At 57.7% G+C, this 15,658-nt stretch carries 12 protein-coding genes; 8 read left to right on the plus strand and 4 right to left on the minus strand.

Going from position 1 to position 15,658, the window contains the following annotated elements; translation table 11 throughout:
- The first annotated feature begins 187 nt into the window (after nt 1–187).
- Nucleotides 188–2,590 carry a hypothetical protein gene (locus GX147_07660; protein ID NLN60569.1) on the plus strand — a complete coding sequence of 801 codons (2,403 nt, stop codon included), beginning with the start codon at nt 188–190 and terminating at the stop codon, nt 2,588–2,590.
- Nucleotides 2,591–2,856: 266 nt separating this feature from the next.
- Complete coding sequence (locus GX147_07665) at nt 2,857–3,429, plus strand: YdbL family protein (GenBank protein ID NLN60570.1); 573 nt, start codon at nt 2,857–2,859, stop codon at nt 3,427–3,429.
- Between the two features lie 25 nt (nt 3,430–3,454).
- Here the strand turns inward: GX147_07665 and GX147_07670 are convergent, their stop codons facing one another.
- The 4 genes from GX147_07670 to mnmA all read right to left on the minus strand — a co-directional run bounded on the left by GX147_07670 (nt 3,455) and on the right by mnmA (nt 7,438).
- Complete coding sequence (locus GX147_07670) at nt 3,455–4,195, minus strand: HesA/MoeB/ThiF family protein (protein ID NLN60571.1); 741 nt, start codon at nt 4,193–4,195, stop codon at nt 3,455–3,457.
- A 218-nt stretch (nt 4,196–4,413) separates the two neighbouring features.
- On the minus strand, nt 4,414–5,337 hold the full coding sequence (cysK, locus tag GX147_07675; GenBank protein NLN60572.1) for a cysteine synthase A: 924 nt from the start codon (nt 5,335–5,337) through the stop codon (nt 4,414–4,416).
- Nucleotides 5,338–5,469: 132 nt separating this feature from the next.
- A complete protein-coding gene (gene nadA / locus GX147_07680) occupies nt 5,470–6,378 on the minus strand; it encodes a quinolinate synthase NadA (GenBank protein ID NLN60573.1) in 909 nt (302 codons plus the stop codon).
- Nucleotides 6,362–7,438 (minus strand): tRNA 2-thiouridine(34) synthase MnmA, encoded by a 1,077-nt coding sequence (mnmA, locus tag GX147_07685; GenBank protein ID NLN60574.1) that lies wholly within the window; start codon nt 7,436–7,438, stop codon nt 6,362–6,364. Before mnmA ends, nadA begins: the two co-directional genes overlap by 17 nt.
- Before the next feature lie 394 nt (nt 7,439–7,832).
- Between mnmA and GX147_07690 the strand changes: the two genes are divergently transcribed.
- The 6 genes from GX147_07690 to GX147_07715 all read left to right on the plus strand — a co-directional run bounded on the left by GX147_07690 (nt 7,833) and on the right by GX147_07715 (nt 15,292).
- Nucleotides 7,833–8,123: a co-chaperone GroES gene (locus GX147_07690; protein ID NLN60575.1), complete on the plus strand. Its 291-nt coding sequence runs from the start codon at nt 7,833–7,835 to the stop codon at nt 8,121–8,123.
- 11 nt (nt 8,124–8,134) lie between these two features.
- Complete coding sequence (gene groL / locus GX147_07695; protein NLN60576.1) at nt 8,135–9,781, plus strand: chaperonin GroEL; 1,647 nt, start codon at nt 8,135–8,137, stop codon at nt 9,779–9,781.
- Between the two features lie 347 nt (nt 9,782–10,128).
- Nucleotides 10,129–12,294, plus strand: a complete 2,166-nt coding sequence (locus GX147_07700; protein ID NLN60577.1) for an HDOD domain-containing protein — start codon at nt 10,129–10,131, stop codon at nt 12,292–12,294.
- A gap of 106 nt (nt 12,295–12,400) precedes the next feature.
- Nucleotides 12,401–13,504, plus strand: a complete 1,104-nt coding sequence (locus GX147_07705; protein NLN60578.1) for a response regulator — start codon at nt 12,401–12,403, stop codon at nt 13,502–13,504.
- Nucleotides 13,505–13,533: 29 nt separating this feature from the next.
- The gene (locus GX147_07710; GenBank protein ID NLN60579.1) at nt 13,534–14,397 is read left to right on the plus strand and encodes a response regulator; all 864 of its coding nucleotides are present in this window, start codon (nt 13,534–13,536) and stop codon (nt 14,395–14,397) included.
- 265 nt (nt 14,398–14,662) lie between these two features.
- Nucleotides 14,663–15,292, plus strand: coding sequence for a hypothetical protein (locus GX147_07715; protein NLN60580.1), 630 nt, complete (start codon nt 14,663–14,665; stop codon nt 15,290–15,292).
- The last annotated feature ends 366 nt before the right edge of the window (nt 15,293–15,658 follow it).

The raw sequence follows: 15,658 nt of genomic DNA on the forward strand, positions 1-15,658 counted from the left end.
GCGGCCCGATTACGTTATGCATGATATTACATCACGCACGTTACGTTATGTATATTCCTACATAGCGTCTGTCAAGCGATATTTGCCCCGGATCCGGCGCGCCAGGAAGCCAACGAAACCGTTGTAAGGGCCCGCCGGATGTGTTAAAAAACGGGGGCGCGGTTTCAACCGGACAGGTCCCGTTACCATGACGATCAAACGCAGAAAAAAAATCGCCCTCTGGATCATGGCCCTCCTTCTTGCGCCCGCCATCCCGGTCGCGGGGGTGCTTGCCCTCGCCCAGTCACCCCGGGCGGTCAACCATATCGCCGCTTTCATCCAGCCGCTGACGGGCGTTTTTCTCCGGGTGGACGATGTTTCCCTCAAGCGGAACCTGGAACTCCACCTGAAGGGTCTGCGAATGAGGACAATCGCCGAAGACGGCTTCGACGTCTCCGTCAGCCAGGCGACCGTTCAAGGGGGTCTCGGGCCGGGCCTGGACCTGAAGATCGAAAAGATCCTCCTTACGGCCCCGGAGTTCACCTTTCAAATCGGGGGGGACGGCCCGGAAGCAGACCCCTTTGCCCTCCTCAGGAGGATGCCCCCGGTGCGCCTTCTGAAGGTGCAGGACGGCCGCCTGACCCTGAAGTCGCCTTCCGCCGTCTATACGATGCCCGGCATGAACATGACCATTCGCGACTTCGACCCGGAGGGCGGCGGAAAGCTGGATGCGAGCCTTCGTTTCCACTTCGCCGACGGGGATTCGGCCGCCCGGGGCGCCCTTTCGGCCACTCTGGACATGACCGCTTTTTCACCGGGGCCGTCGGGGGCGGGTTCTCTTCGGGCCGTTTTCGCAACGGGCGTCCGCGGCGACCTGCAAGTCGATGACGTGACGCTGGAAACGGGGTTCGCCCTGGACGGCCATATCTTCTCCTTTACGGGGACCAGGGCCGCCGTCGGCGGCCTCGCCTGGCGACGGGGGGCGGACACCACGACCCTGAAAGGCCTGAAGGCCCGCCTGAACGGTTCTTTCAACGGGAAGACGTCGGGCTTCACCCTGGCCTCCCTGGACATGTCGGGGGCGGGGATCGGCTCCCTGACGGGACGGGTGTCGGGGACCCTCGCCCCTCCGGGGTGGAACCTGTCCCTGCGGGCGGCCTCCCTGGATCTCGCGGAGGTCCTGGCCCTCGCCGGTCCCCTTCTCCCCGAACCCTACGGAGAGTGGACCTTCAAGGGCAAAGGGCGCGTCGCCGTGGAAAGCCAGGGGCGTCACCTCGACGGCGCAACGGTATGGCAGGCCAGGGCCGTCGTGGATCTCGATGGGGGGGGATTCGCATCCCCCGACAGCTCGAAGGCGGGCGAACGGATTACAGGCAAAATCGAACTGAACCTGGGGTCGCCGGACAAAGCCTCCCAGGGCCGTTTCAACGCGGCCATGTCCTGCGATGACGGGGAGGTGCTCTGGGGGCCCTACTATCAGGATTTCCACGGCGAAAGCGTCAAGGCCGTTTCACGGGGCGCTTTCACGCAAAACCCCTTTTCCCTTTCCTCATCGGGAACGTTCGATCTTTTCCAAACGGGGGATTATACCTTCTCGACGAACCTGTCACCGGGGCAGACCCGCTTTTCACTGGACGGGGCGAACATTTCATGCCCGCGTCTGTTTGCCGTTCTGCTTCGGAACCACGTCGAACAGCATTACCCGGACCTCCGGGACCTGACATGGGAAGGCGAATCGGATCTGAAGCTGGCCGTGTCCATATCACCGCGCGAAAAAAGGCTCGAAGGCCACTTCACCCTGCGCGACGGCGCCCTGCGTTCGCCCTTGAACGATCTCCTGCTGACGGGCCTGAACATCTCCCTGCCTTACGACCTGGCCCTGGGGGATTCAGTGAAACCGCACCCGCCGGACCTCGAAAGGAAAGGGTCCCTGTCTTTCGACGCCTTCCAGAAAAACACCCTCCGGATCTCCCGGTTCGGCACCCCCGTCATCCTCTCGGGGAACCGGATGATCATGCCCGACCCCATCGACCTTCCCCTCTTCGGGGGTCACGTCCGTCTCGCCGGACTCAGGGTCGAAAACCTGCTTCTGCCCGACACGCGGGCGGACACAGGCGTAACGATCAGGGAACTCCCCATGGAGGCCCTGTCCGGCCCGGGGTCGCCCGTCCCGCTCGCGGGCATCATCGACGGGGACCTCCCCGCCGTTTCCTATCGTCACGGCGAGTGGCGTGCGACGGGAAAGGTGATCGCGCGGATTTTCGGCGGCCGGATAACCGTCGAAAACCTTTTCGGGGGCAGGCTCTTCGCCCCCTCCCGCTTCTTCGGCGCCGACGTCACCCTCGATCAGATCGACCTCGAGGAGGTCACCGCCACCATTCGCCTGGGGCGGATGACGGGGCTGATCAAGGGCACCCTGAGCGGTTTCACGATGGAATACGGCCAGCCGTCCCGTTTTGACCTCGTCATGCAAACGGACCGGAGCAGGAAGGTCCCCCAAAAGATCAGTGTGGACGCGATCAACAGCCTTTCCATCATCAGCACCGGCTCGGGAGCGATGTCGGCCATCCTGAGCAGCGGAGTCAACAGGTTTTTCAAGTCCTACCCGTAGCGTGAAATCGGTTTTCGATGCACCCTCGCCGATGACGTGTTCACCCTGCGCGGCCTCATCCACCAGGGGGGTACGGAGTACCTTGTCAGAAGGTCCCCGTTCAGGGGTATTGACATCATCAACCAGAATCCGGATAATTCGATCAGCTTCAAGGATATGTCTGAACGGGTGGGCCGCCTCTTTCATACCCGGCCGGACACGGAGGAGGAGATGTCATGAAAAAGGGCGTCCCGCCAGGACGACAAAAAACATCATCAGGAGGAACCATGAAGACGTTTGCCAAGTTTACCGGTTTATTCACCCTTCTTTTCGTCACGGCCTGTGTGACGGTCAACATCTACTTCCCGTCCGCTGAGGTTCAGAGAGCGGCGGACATAATCGTGGATGACATCCGGACGAAGGTCAACGAGGCCAGGCCCGAACCGAAGCCCTCAAGCCAGCTCGACATACGGAATCTATTCGGCCCGGCCAACGCCCACGCCGCGACGGATATCGACGTGTCAACCCCGGCCATCCGCGGCATCAAGGACGCGATAAGGAACAGATTCCCCCAGTTGAAACCGTTTTACGACAGGGGCGCCGTCGGGGAAAGCAACAGGGGTTTTATCGCGGTGACGGAGACGGGGGGGTTGGGCCTCCAGGAGAGAAGCCTGCTGAACAGGCTCATCGATCAGGAAAACAAGGACCGGACGGCGCTTTACAAGGAGATCGCCGCCGCCAACAAACTGGGACCCGAATCCGTACCCCAGATCGAGAAAATTTTCGCCAACAGCTGGCGGGACAAGTCCCTGTCCGGCTGGTGGGTGCAAAATGACGACGGGGTCTGGGAGAAAAAGTAGGCCGACGGCAAGCCCCTCCCCTTCCCTACGGCTCCCCTACGCCGCAAACGGGGCAGTGTTTCGTCCTTTCGATGTGGATGGTGCTGAAGGTCATGTCGGAAGCGTCGATGAACAGCATCCGCCCCGCCAGGAGCGTCCCGAAGCCCGCCAGGCACTTGATCGCCTCCACGGCCTGGACGCAGGCGATCATGCCCGTAAGGGGACCCAGGGCGGGGATCTCCTCATCCTGCTCCGGCACATCCTGGCACAGGCAGGCGAAGCAGGGGGTTTTACCGGGAATGATGGTCGTTGCCTCGCCTAGCAGGCCGTGGATACCCCCGTGAATAAACGGGATGCCCAGGTCAACGCAGGCCCTGTTCAGGATCAGGCGGGTTTCGAAGTTGTCGAGGCCGTCTATGACGACCTGGCCGCCGGCGATCAGGTCTGCCGCATTATCGGGTTCGATCCGCTTCCTAACGGACGTGATCCGAACGGCCGGGTTCAGAAGCCCCAACTTGTCCGCCCCGGAAGCGACCTTCGCCCGGCCGATATCCCCGTCGTAATGCAGAAGCTGCCGGTTCAGGTTGGACAGGGAAACCACGTCGTCGTCAATGATCGTCAGGCGACCGATCCCCGCCGCAGCCAGGTAAAGGGCGCCGGGGCATCCCAAACCGCCGACGCCGGCAACGACCACGTGGGCCTTCTTCAGCTTCTCCTGCCCCTCTTCCCCCAGGGGGGGGTATTGAATCTGCCGTTTGTACCGTGAAAGATCGTATTCCGTCAGCATATCCGTGTATCCCCGTGACCGTTCTTCCCCAGGCTCCGGGACGGGCGGACCCGCCTCGCGCCATGGCCCGTGAGGGACCCCATTGAAAAAACACCCCGCCCTTCCGCAAGGGCCGGGGGGGAATCCGTCCTTTTTGGTTTGGGGAAGGACGCGCACCGAATCTTTTCCCCCGGGGACGGGACGGCCCCAACGTTCAGCCCCAGGTCATTCTCCTGATCCTACTGGAAGAGCCAGGTGGAAAGGTACCGCTCCCCCGTATCGCAGATGACGGTCACGACAACCTTGCCCTTCGCTTCGGGACGTTTCGCCACCTCGAGGGCCGCCCAGACGTTCGCCCCGGAAGAAATACCCGACAGGATCCCCTCCTCCGCCGCCAGACGCTTCGCCGTTTCGCCCGCATCCTCATGGCGGACCGTCATGACCTCATCGACGACGGACCGGTCCAGGACGGCGGGAACAAAACCCGCCCCGAGCCCCTGAATCTTGTGGGGCCCCGACGCCCCGCCGGACAGGACCGGGGACCCGGCCGGCTCCACGGCAATGACCCTGAGGGCGGGTCTTCTTTTTTTGAGAACCTCGCCGACGCCCGTAATGGTTCCCCCCGTCCCGACGCCGGCCACGAAGTAGTCGATTCGACCATCCGTGTCCGCCCAGATTTCTTCAGCCGTCGTTTTCCGGTGAATGTCCGGGTTGGCCGGGTTCTCGAACTGACGCGGGATGAAGCTGTGGGGCGTCACTCCGGCCAGTTCCTCCGCTTTCTCCACGGCGCCGCGCATGCCCCCCGCCCCTTCCGTCAGAATGACCTCCGCCCCCAGAATGGCCAGAAGCCGGCGGCGTTCCACACTCATGGTCTCCGGCATCGTGAGAATCAGCCTGTATCCCTTTACGGCGCAAACGAAGGCCAGGGCGATGCCCGTGTTGCCGCTCGTCGGTTCTATGATCACCGTATGGGAATCGATCAGGCCGGCCCGCTCCGCCGCTTCGATCATGGCGACGCCGATTCTGTCCTTCACGCTCGACAGGGGATTGAAAAACTCCAGCTTGGCCAGGACCGTCGATCCCGTCCCGTCGGCAAGACGGTTGATTCTAACGAGGGGCGTTCGTCCGACCGTTTTCGTCATGTCGTCGTAGATTTTCCCCATGGCTTTCCTCCTCACCCTTAATCCACCCTTGACCTCGAAGAGGGCCGCCGGCCAACCCCGGTTCACCCCCCGGGCGGCGTCCGCTCCGCCCCCTCCCTCCCCTTGCGGGAACCAGGCTCCGACGCGACCGCCCTAACGGCTGTACATCAACATGCGATCGATACAGGCACGGGCCCGGTCCGCAACATCCCGGGGCACATCCACCTGATGGGTCATCTCCTCGAGGGACCACATGATCTTTTCCAGATTGATCCGCTTCATGTTCGGGCAGACGGCGTGCTCCGAAGCGGGATAAAAAACCTTCCCGGGGTTTTCTTTCCGCAGGCGATGGATGATGCCGATCTCCGTCGCCACGATCACCTCGTTCCTATCGCTTTCCTTGACCACCCGGCACATGGCTTCCGTGGAAAGAACCTCGTCGGAGAGGTGACGCACCCCCCTGGGACATTCCGGATGGGCGAGGACGAGCGCCTCCGGATGAAGCCGCTTCTGTTCCATCACGTGTTCGGGGAGGATTTTCGCGTGGGTCGGGCAAAATCCCTGCCAGAGGATCATTTGTTTGCCTGTCTTCTCGATGACGAAGTCACCCAGGTGCTTGTCGGGGACAAAGATGATCTCCTCCCCGCCGGACAAAGCCTGCCGGACGATCGCTTCCGCGTTGGCCGATGTGCAGCACAGATCGCACTCCGCCTTCACCTCCGCCGTGGTGTTGACGTAGCAAAGGACCTGGGCACCGGGATGCCCCGCCTTCAACGTCTTCAGTTCATCGGCCGTGATCATGTCCGCCATGGGGCAGCCGGCCCTGGGATCGGGGAGGAGCACGATTTTATCCGGCGACAGGATTTTGGCCGTTTCGGCCATAAAATACACCCCGCAAAAAACGATGACCTCCGCGTCGGTCCTGGCCGCCTCCATGCTCAGGCCAAGAGAATCCCCAATGAAATCCGCGATATCCTGAACCTCTGGCAACTGGTAGTTGTGGACAAGGATTACGGCGTTGCGCTCCCGCTTCAATTTTTTTATCTTATCCGCGATCTCCATGGACAACCTCCTCAATGATCCCCCCCCCGAGTACCTCGTCTCCATCGTAAAAAACAACGGACTGACCGGGTGTGATGGCCTCCTGCTCCTCCTGAAAGCGTACCCGGAGGCGCGATGCCCCAAGGGATGACACCCGGCAGGGGCTTGCCTGCCTGCGGTAACGGATCTTCGCCTGAACCGTTTCCGGCCATTCCGACCGAAACAGATTCAGGTCGCTCGCAATCAATTCCCTTTCGAGAAGCTCCCCCCGCTGTCCGACGACGATTTCATTTTTATCCGCGTCTATTCTCAGTACGTACAAGGGTACGGGATAACTGATCCCAAGCCCCCCCCGCTGTCCGACCGTGTAACAGACGATCCCTTTGTGGTTTCCCAAACAGTGTCCCTTCCGGTTGACCATCCGGCCCCCTTTCTGCTCTCCCATCCGTTCCCTCAAAAAGTCATGATAGGTTCCGCCGTAAACGAAACAAACGTCCTGGCTCTCCGCCTTGGCCGCAACGGGCAGACCGGACCGGTCGGCGATTGCCCGCACCTCTTCCTTCGTGTATGGGCCGAGAGGGAAAAGAATCCAGCGTAACGCCTCCGGTTCGATGCGGGAAAGAAAGTACGTCTGGTCCTTGCGCCGGTCCCGGTGACGGATCAGACTGTAACGGCTCCCCCTCTTTTCGATGATCGCGTAATGTCCCGTCGCCAGGGCGTCGAACCCCCAGCCGCGCATCCGAGCCAGGAGGGACCCGAACTTCAGGTGACGGTTGCAGAGTATGCAGGGATTGGGGGTCCTTCCTCTCGCATATTCACGCAGAAAAGGCCCGATCACCCATTGTTCCAGTTCATCGGTATAATCAAAAACATGGTGGCGAATGCCCAGTTCCTCGCAGACCCTTTTCGCATCCCGGACCGCATCGGCCGTAGCGTGTCCGGAGGCGCCCTTTTCCGAAGGCTCCCCCGCCAGGTACATGGTCACCCCGGCCACCCGGTACCCCGCTTCCTTCAGCAAAAAAGCCGCAACGGAGGAATCGACACCGCCGCTCATGGCCACCAAGACTCTTTTCCCGCACATATCCGCCAATTCCGCGTTCTCTTTACGAATCCTCAAATGAAAGGGGTTGTCGCCCCGGAGACCGCCACGGCGGTTCATCAACCGGGCCGTCTCCCTGAAACCAACCGCGAATTTTCCGTCATGGACGGCCAAAAGCGATGTTCCGGGGACCCTGAAACGGATGGGCGTCAAAAACGCCACACAAGCCCCCCCTTCCATGCCCGAGGAGACGGCTTTTTGTAGTGATTGGGCTTTTTCAGTTTCCCTGTCAAGGATTTTTTCTCCCAAAACGCATCTTGACATTTTGTTGAAGGTGTATATTTTATCGCCCGAACCGACAATGGAAACCGGTTCCCTCTGTTCCGGATCATAAAAAAACAAGGTTGCGATATTAATAATTCATAGGAGGAACGGTATGAAGGTAAAACCACTACAGGACAGGATTTTGGTTTTGCGTGAGGAAGAGGACAAGATGACCTCCGGCGGCATCATCATTCCGGATACGGCGAAGGAAAAACCCCTCGAAGGGAAAGTGGTCGCTGTCGGCCCGGGTAAATTCAACAGGGACGGCAAGCGGATCCCCGCGGAAGTCAAAGCAGGCAACCGAATTTTATTCGGCCGGTATGCGGGAACGGAAATCAAGATCAACGGCGTCGAACACCTGATGATGCGCGAAGAGGACATCTTGGCCGTCATTGAAGGCTAGAGGAGGAAAACATGGCTGCAAAAGACATCAAATACGATTCGGACGCACGGGAAAAGATCATGACGGGCGTCGATACCCTGACGAACGCTGTCAAGGTCACCCTCGGTCCTCGGGGGAGAAATGTTGTGCTCGATAAATCCTGGGGCGGCCCCGTCATCACCAAGGACGGCGTCACCGTAGCGAAGGAGGTCGAACTGGAAGACCGCTTCGAAAACATGGGCGCCCAGATGGTCAAGGAGGTCGCATCCAAAACGTCCGATACGGCCGGCGACGGCACCACCACCGCCACGGTTCTCGCCCAGGCCATTTACCGGGAAGGATCGAAACTGGTTGCGGCGGGCCTGAACACCATGTCCCTGAAGCAAGGGATCGACAGGGCCGTGGGCGTCGTGTCCGAGGAGCTGAAGAAAATTTCGAAGCCCATCAAGCGCAAAAAGGAAATCGCCCAAGTCGGAACCATTTCCGCCAACAACGATTCAACCATAGGGGAAATCATCTCCGAAGCCATGGCCAAGGTCGGCAAGGAAGGGGTCATTACCGTCGAGGAAGCCAAGGCCATAGAAACCTCGCTGGATATCGTGGAAGGCATGCAGTTCGACCGGGGCTACATCTCCCCCTATTTTGTAACGGACCCGGAGAAGATGGAAATTCATCTCGAAGAACCGTACATTCTCCTTCATGAAAAGAAAATCAGCATGATGAAGGACATGGTTCCCCTGCTGGAGGAGATCGCCCGGATGAACCGTCCCCTTTTGATCATCGCCGAAGACATCGAGGGCGAAGCCCTGGCGACGCTCGTCGTCAACAAGATCCGCGGCACCCTGAAAGGCGCCGCCGTCAAGGCGCCGGGCTTCGGCGACCGGCGTAAGGCCATGCTGGAAGACATCGCCGTTCTGACCGGCGGCAAGGTCATCTCCGAAGATCTCGGCCTGAAGCTGGAGAACGTCGGTCTTGACGACCTCGGCAGCTGCAAACAGGTGACCATCGACAAGGACAACACGACCCTCGTGGACGGCGCCGGTTCCAGGCCTGATATCGAAGGGCGGGTGAAGCAAATCCGCACCCAGATCGAGGAAAGCACCTCCGATTATGACCGCGAAAAACTTCAGGAACGACTGGCAAAGCTCGTTGGAGGCGTTGCGGTCATCAAGGTCGGCGCGGCAACGGAACTGGAAATGAAAGAGAAGAAAGCGCGGGGTGAAGACGCCCTGCACGCGACCAGGGCGGCGGTGGAGGAAGGGATCGTTCCCGGCGGCGGAGTCGCTCTGCTGCGGACTTTACCGGCCCTGCAAAAGATAAAGGTGTCTGACCATGATGAGCAGCAAGGGGTGAACCTTGTCAAGCGGGCCCTGGAAGAACCGCTCCGTCAAATCGCTCTCAACGCCGGCTATGAAGGATCCATCGTCGTCGAAAAGGTGAAGGACAACAAAGGCAACTATGGCTTCGACGCCGACAGGGGCAATTACGGCGACCTGATGCGGGCGGGCATAATCGACCCCACCAAGGTGGTTCGTCTGGCCCTGCAGAATGCCGCCTCCGTCACGTCCCTCCTGCTTACCACGGAGGCCATGGTGGCGGAAAAACCACAGAAAAAACCGGCCGGCCCTGCCATGCCCGGCGGCGGTATGCCGCCCGACATGGGAGATTACGATTACTAACCCTCCATTTTAAGGAGTTCCGGGTGTGTCCGCAATTCATGGCGGACCGCCCGAACTTCTCATCCCCCCGCCCCTTATCCCTCAGCGCGACGTCCCTCCCCTTGCCGTTGATACGGAAACGGAAAACCATTCCCGAGGAGGGCCCCGGTTCCATCGTTACCGGCGCTGATGAAAACGTCCCCTTGCCTCATACGGAAAACGATTCCCGAGGCCCGGATCGAGAATACGGACATTTTTGTTGACAGGTCCGTGGTTTTGGCGTAGAAAAAACTTAGCGTAATTCTGGTTTTACATCTCGTTCAATGAAATATCGCCTTACCGGGGACGTTCGTGGAAATATTTCACATATGAATGCAAAACTTCAGTATTACATATCCCGTATCGAATCCTCAAAAAACCTGCCGACTCTGCCCCATATCCTTGTGAACTTGATCCATGCCTGCGAGAACGAGAACAGCAGCATCAGGGATGTCGCGAAGATCATCAGGGCAGACGCCTCAATTTCCGCCAAAATCATTAAACTGGTCAACTCTTCCTATTACCGGTCCGCGGCGAAAATTTCCCAGATCGATCACGCCCTCATCAGATTGGGGCGGAACGCCATAAAAAACCTGGCCATCAGTTCAGCGGTTCAGCAGGTCTTCAACAAGCCCGATGCCCTGGCCGCGGGTTTCGATCTGAAACGATTCTGGCGCCACTCCCTGACCTCCGCCATCCTGGCAAGGATGATCGCTGAAAAAACCGGCTACAATCTTCCCGAACAGGCGTTTCTGGCCGGGATGATTCATGATATCGGACGGCTGATCCTAGCCGTGAATTTTCCGGAAGAATATGAAACGGTCTTACAGGGCCCGAACGGCACACCGGAATCCCTCCTCGCCGCGGAAACCAGGATGGGGGCCACCCATACGGAAATCGGCGAATGGATCCTGACCCGCTGGAATATCGATTCCATGATTATCGATGCCCTGCGCTACCATCACGAACCGGCCGGGCGTATCCAAAACGCCTTCCCCCTCACAAGAATCGTCCATGCGGCAAACGATATGTCCCGCGCCTCCGGGATCAACGACGCCGCTTTCGGAGTCCTGAAGGGTCTTTTTCCCTGCGCCTTTTCGGATACGGTCGACATGGTTGTCCAGGCGGAGGAAGAAGTGCACTCTCTGGCCGGATTCCTGGGCTTTTCCATCGGTGAAAAGGCGAAGGGTTCTTTCCCGGATCAAACGTCCCCCCTGTCGTCACCGGAGTTCGTAAGGACGGTCAAGGATCATTCACTCCTCGTGGGGGTGCTCCAGAACCTGCTCTCCTGCCGGGACGAAAACGCCATCCTGAAAGCGATTCAGGAGAGTCTCAACATCCTGTTCGACTTTCGTAACCTCCTTTTTTTCCTCATCGATCCGGAAGACGGGCTTCTGAAGGCAAAAGCCCTCGACGACGCGGGGCATATCGATTCACCCCCGGGATTGATCGTTTCTTTGCACAATCGCGAAAGCGTTATCATCCAATCCCTTCAGCGTAATGCGCCCCTTGTGTCGGAAAACAACGGCAGTGTATCGAACTTGCCGATTCTGGATGAACAAATCCTCCACCTCCTTGAATGCGGGCGTTTTTTATGCTTACCTCTTATATGCGCCGGCGAAAAGATCGGCGTTATCGTCGTCGCCTTAGATGATCAGACCGTGGGTATTCCGTCTCGTGAGGAAAAGCTGCTCAACCTTTTTGCGGGCCAGGCTGCCGCGGCGCTTTACGTCGAACAGATGAAACGTCTTCAGATAAAAAGGATCGCCGAGGAACGCTTGGCGGCGACGACGGATGTCGCCCGCAAAGTGGTTCACGAGGCGAACAACCCATTGAACATCATGAAAAATTATCTGAGAATCCTCTCATCGCGACTGGAAGAGCAAGATCCGGCACAGAACGAAATCCACATCATCGAAGAGGAAATCGACCGCGTCAGCCGCATTCTCAAGGAATTATCGGATTTCTCCAAACCAAGGTCACCCAAGATGGGTATCCTTGACCTCAATGGCCTGTTGAACGGCATCGTCAAAATCGTCAGCCGATCCCTTCCGCCTGAATGCGACGTACAGTTTCATACGAATCTCGCCCAGGCCCTTCCACGGATCCGTTCAGACCGGGACGCCCTGAAGCAGATCTTCATCAACCTGATCAAGAATGCCGTTGAAGCCCTGGCGGGGCACGGCAATATTTACATCGAAACGTTTTTTGTGCCGGTGGGCCCTGAATCCGGTCAGGCAGGAAACGACTTGCACAGCCGCGGTCACGCCAAAATCGTCGTTTCCGACGACGGCCCCGGCTTGTCTCCGGGGATTCAGGAACGTCTGTTTGAACCTTATTCAAGCACCAAGGGGAAAGGTCATTCGGGCATCGGCCTCTCAGTGGTTTACAAAATGGTCAAGGAACTCGGGGGAACCGTGACGGCGGGCAACGTGCCGAACGAGGGGGCCGTCTTTACCGTTACGCTCCCGGTGAACAACCCCCGACCGTCGTGATCGGGGTCCCCCACGGCCCGGCCAAACGGGAACAGCCGCCGGTAAACAGATGGTTTGAACGAAATCACCTGAAACGACGGAATCATGAATAAAGAGGATCAGGCGAATGTCTTACCGACCGAAAATCGTCATCACCGATGATGAGGTACGCATGACCGAGAGCATGAGAACCCTGCTCGGTGACAGGGGATACGATATCGAAACCTTCCAGAGCGGTCGCGACGCCCTCGATCACCTGCGGGCAAACGAATGTGACCTGGTTCTGATGGACGTCATGATGCCCGTTATGGATGGTTTCGAAGCCCTTTCGCACATCAAAAATCACCATCCCGAGGTTTCGGTCATCATGATGACGGGACAGGCTTCGATTGATTCCGCCATCCGGGCCTTGCGCGGCGGCGCCTACGACTATCTGTGCAAGCCCTTCGAATACGATGAATTGATTAAAAAGGTGGATAACGCCCTGAGTCACAGGCGGTTATCATACGAGAAGAATCTCATCCATCATCAGTTGCAGTGGACGGAGGCCCGTTACCAATACCTTGTCCATCATTCCCCGGACATCATTTTCACCCTCGGCCCTCAGAATAAATTCGTCTTCATAACGGACAAGATCAAGAACTGCACCGGCCTTAACGGACAAAACCTTATGGGAAAAAGCTTTACCTCCATTGTTTATCACCAGGATGTGGACAAGGTATCAAGATACCTGAAGGAAGTCCGTTCCGGGAAAACAACAAAGGAGCTCCTTGAACTCCGGCTCAAATGCGAATCCTGTAGTCACAACGGGACCCCCTGTTCAGGCGCGCATCCCATTATGGAATTGAAAGCGGCCTCCATGTCCAATGGCATCACCGCAGGTAACGGGGAACGACCCTCGGAAATATACGGTATTATCCGGGATGTCACACAAAGAAAGCGGAATGAGGAAGAAAAAAGAGCGCTTGAACGCCAGCTTCGTCAAGCACAAAAAATGGAGGCAATCGGGACGCTGGCCGGGGGCATCGCCCATGATTTTAACAACCTTCTCATGGCCATTCAGGGCAATATTTCCATGATGCTGATGCATTGCGATCCCTCAAACGCCCATTATGAACGACTGAAAAAAATCGAAAGGTACATCGAAACGGTTCAAAACTCACGTCCCAACTCCTGGGATATGCCAGAAAGGGGAAGTACGACGTCAAACCCCTCGATCTTAATCGCATAATCGAGGATACGGTTCAGACCTTTGAGCGAATGAAAAAGGAAATACGGTTTTACCTGGCCCTCGCGCCGGATCTGGAACCGATCGACGCCGACGCCAGCCAGCTCCAGCAGGTTCTCATGAATCTGTTTCTCAACGCCGCCGATGCAATGCCCGGCGGCGGGAGCATCACGGTCAAGTCAGGAACGGTCGATCATGACACGATCAAGCCCGGCTTATACAAACCCAAGCCCGGCCCCTATGTACTCTTGTCCATACGGGATACGGGAATCGGTATGGATGAAAAGACCAGGGAGCGGATTTTCGAACCCTTTTTTACAACCAAGGAAATGGGAAGGGGCACGGGGCTGGGCCTCGCATCGGTTTATGGGATCGTCAAGGGTCATCAGGGCTTCATCGAAGTTGACTCCGCCATCCACGGAGGCACGACTTTTCGGGTCTATATGCCCGTCTCTGAATACCCCATTTCCCAAACAACGGCGCCCGCCTCGGAAACGGTTCTCCGGGGAGACGGAACGATTTTGCTGATAGACGACGAGGAAGGCATCCTGGAAATCGGGAAGTTCATGCTTGAACAGATGGGCTATGAAACGTTGACAAGCAGAACGGGCGAGGAGGCGCTCGCCTGCTATGAAAGCCACCGGGACCGGATTAAACTCGTCCTGCTGGATATGATCATGCCCGGCATGAACGGCGGCAAAATATATGACCGGATCAAGCTGATCAATCCGGGGGCCAAGGTGCTTCTCATTTCCGGCTACAGCCTGGAAGGAGAAGCGAGGGAAATCCTCCGCCGGGGTTGCAACGGTTTTATCCAGAAACCATTCAAAATCAAGGAGCTGTCAAGGAAAATAAGAGAAATAACCGGGCCCCAGACTGCTCCCCCCACATCATAATCCCCGCAACCTGCCGATGCGGCGAGGGTTCGATTCATGACCGGGCGGCCACAGAAACGGCCGATAGAGCCGCCGGGGATCATCCATGACGTGACCGCCCCCTTCTCACGGAACATCCATTATCGGAACCCCGGTTCATTACGGCCTCATGGCAATGCCAAACAACGGAACGGCTTTCCCCTGCAACGTCCCCACCCGGCAATGAATGCTTTCGGAAAACGATCCAATCTGTTATGAATGCACAAATAAAGACGGGATGGGAAAAATGACGCAGGCAAAAGCGAAACGTTCGGGGGATCAGTATCTGGTATGGTTCGACACGGAATACTCCGGTCTTCATCTGGAAGACGCCTACCTGCTCCAGGTCGCGGCCCTGGTAACCGACCGGGCGCTCAAGCGGGTCATGCCGGCGGAGAGGGATATTCGTCTCGCCGTTCGCCTCCCGGCGGGGGCGGTCGTCAGTCCGTGGGTGGAGGAAAACCTGTCCGACCTGCTTGCCCTCTGCCGTTCCCCTCTGTCCTCCGAATTACGGGATGTGGATCGCCTCCTGGCGGATTACATCGACGGTTTTATCGGATCGCCGGCGGATCAGGAAAAACAACGCCCCATCCTGGCGGGAAACACCATCCATGCCGACTGGCGGCTCGCCCAAAAATATCTTCCCCATTTTACCAAACGACTCCATTACCGGCACCTCGATGTCACCACACTGAAAATTGAATGGCAAAATCTTCACGCAAAGGAGATATTTGAAAAGGAAGATCCCCAAAATATCAGGCGTTACTTTCCCGAAGCCCGTTTTACAGAAGGCGAAACCAGGCACGATGCCTACTACGACATCCAGGCATCCATCGCGGAACTGGCTTTCTATCGTCAACACCTGTTCAGAAAATGACAACCCCATTCATCCGCCGTCGCTGACAAAGGATCATGGGCGCTTCATTCCATTCTGAATTCTGAATTACATGCATATTGCATTAAATGAGATTGTTTCCTCCTTATTTTCTAAAATGTCACAATTGCCATCATAATCTCCATCGTATTCCGTTAAAGAAATCGGCGCCATCAACCGATAAGGAACATAAATGCATCAGAATGAAGGCGCCTGGCAGGTGTTTCATCGGGGCGCTTTCACCGGCTGATTAAAAGGAGGTTTTTCGCATATTGTCTTCAGACGAAAAGACGAGACTCTTGATTATCGGCACGGACGAAACGGCGGAAGCATTCTATAACGCCGTTGCTGACAACCCCGACATCATAC

This window comes from Deltaproteobacteria bacterium (assembly GCA_012522415.1).
In the GTDB taxonomy this organism is placed as follows: Bacteria; Desulfobacterota; Syntrophia; order Syntrophales; family JAAYKM01; genus JAAYKM01.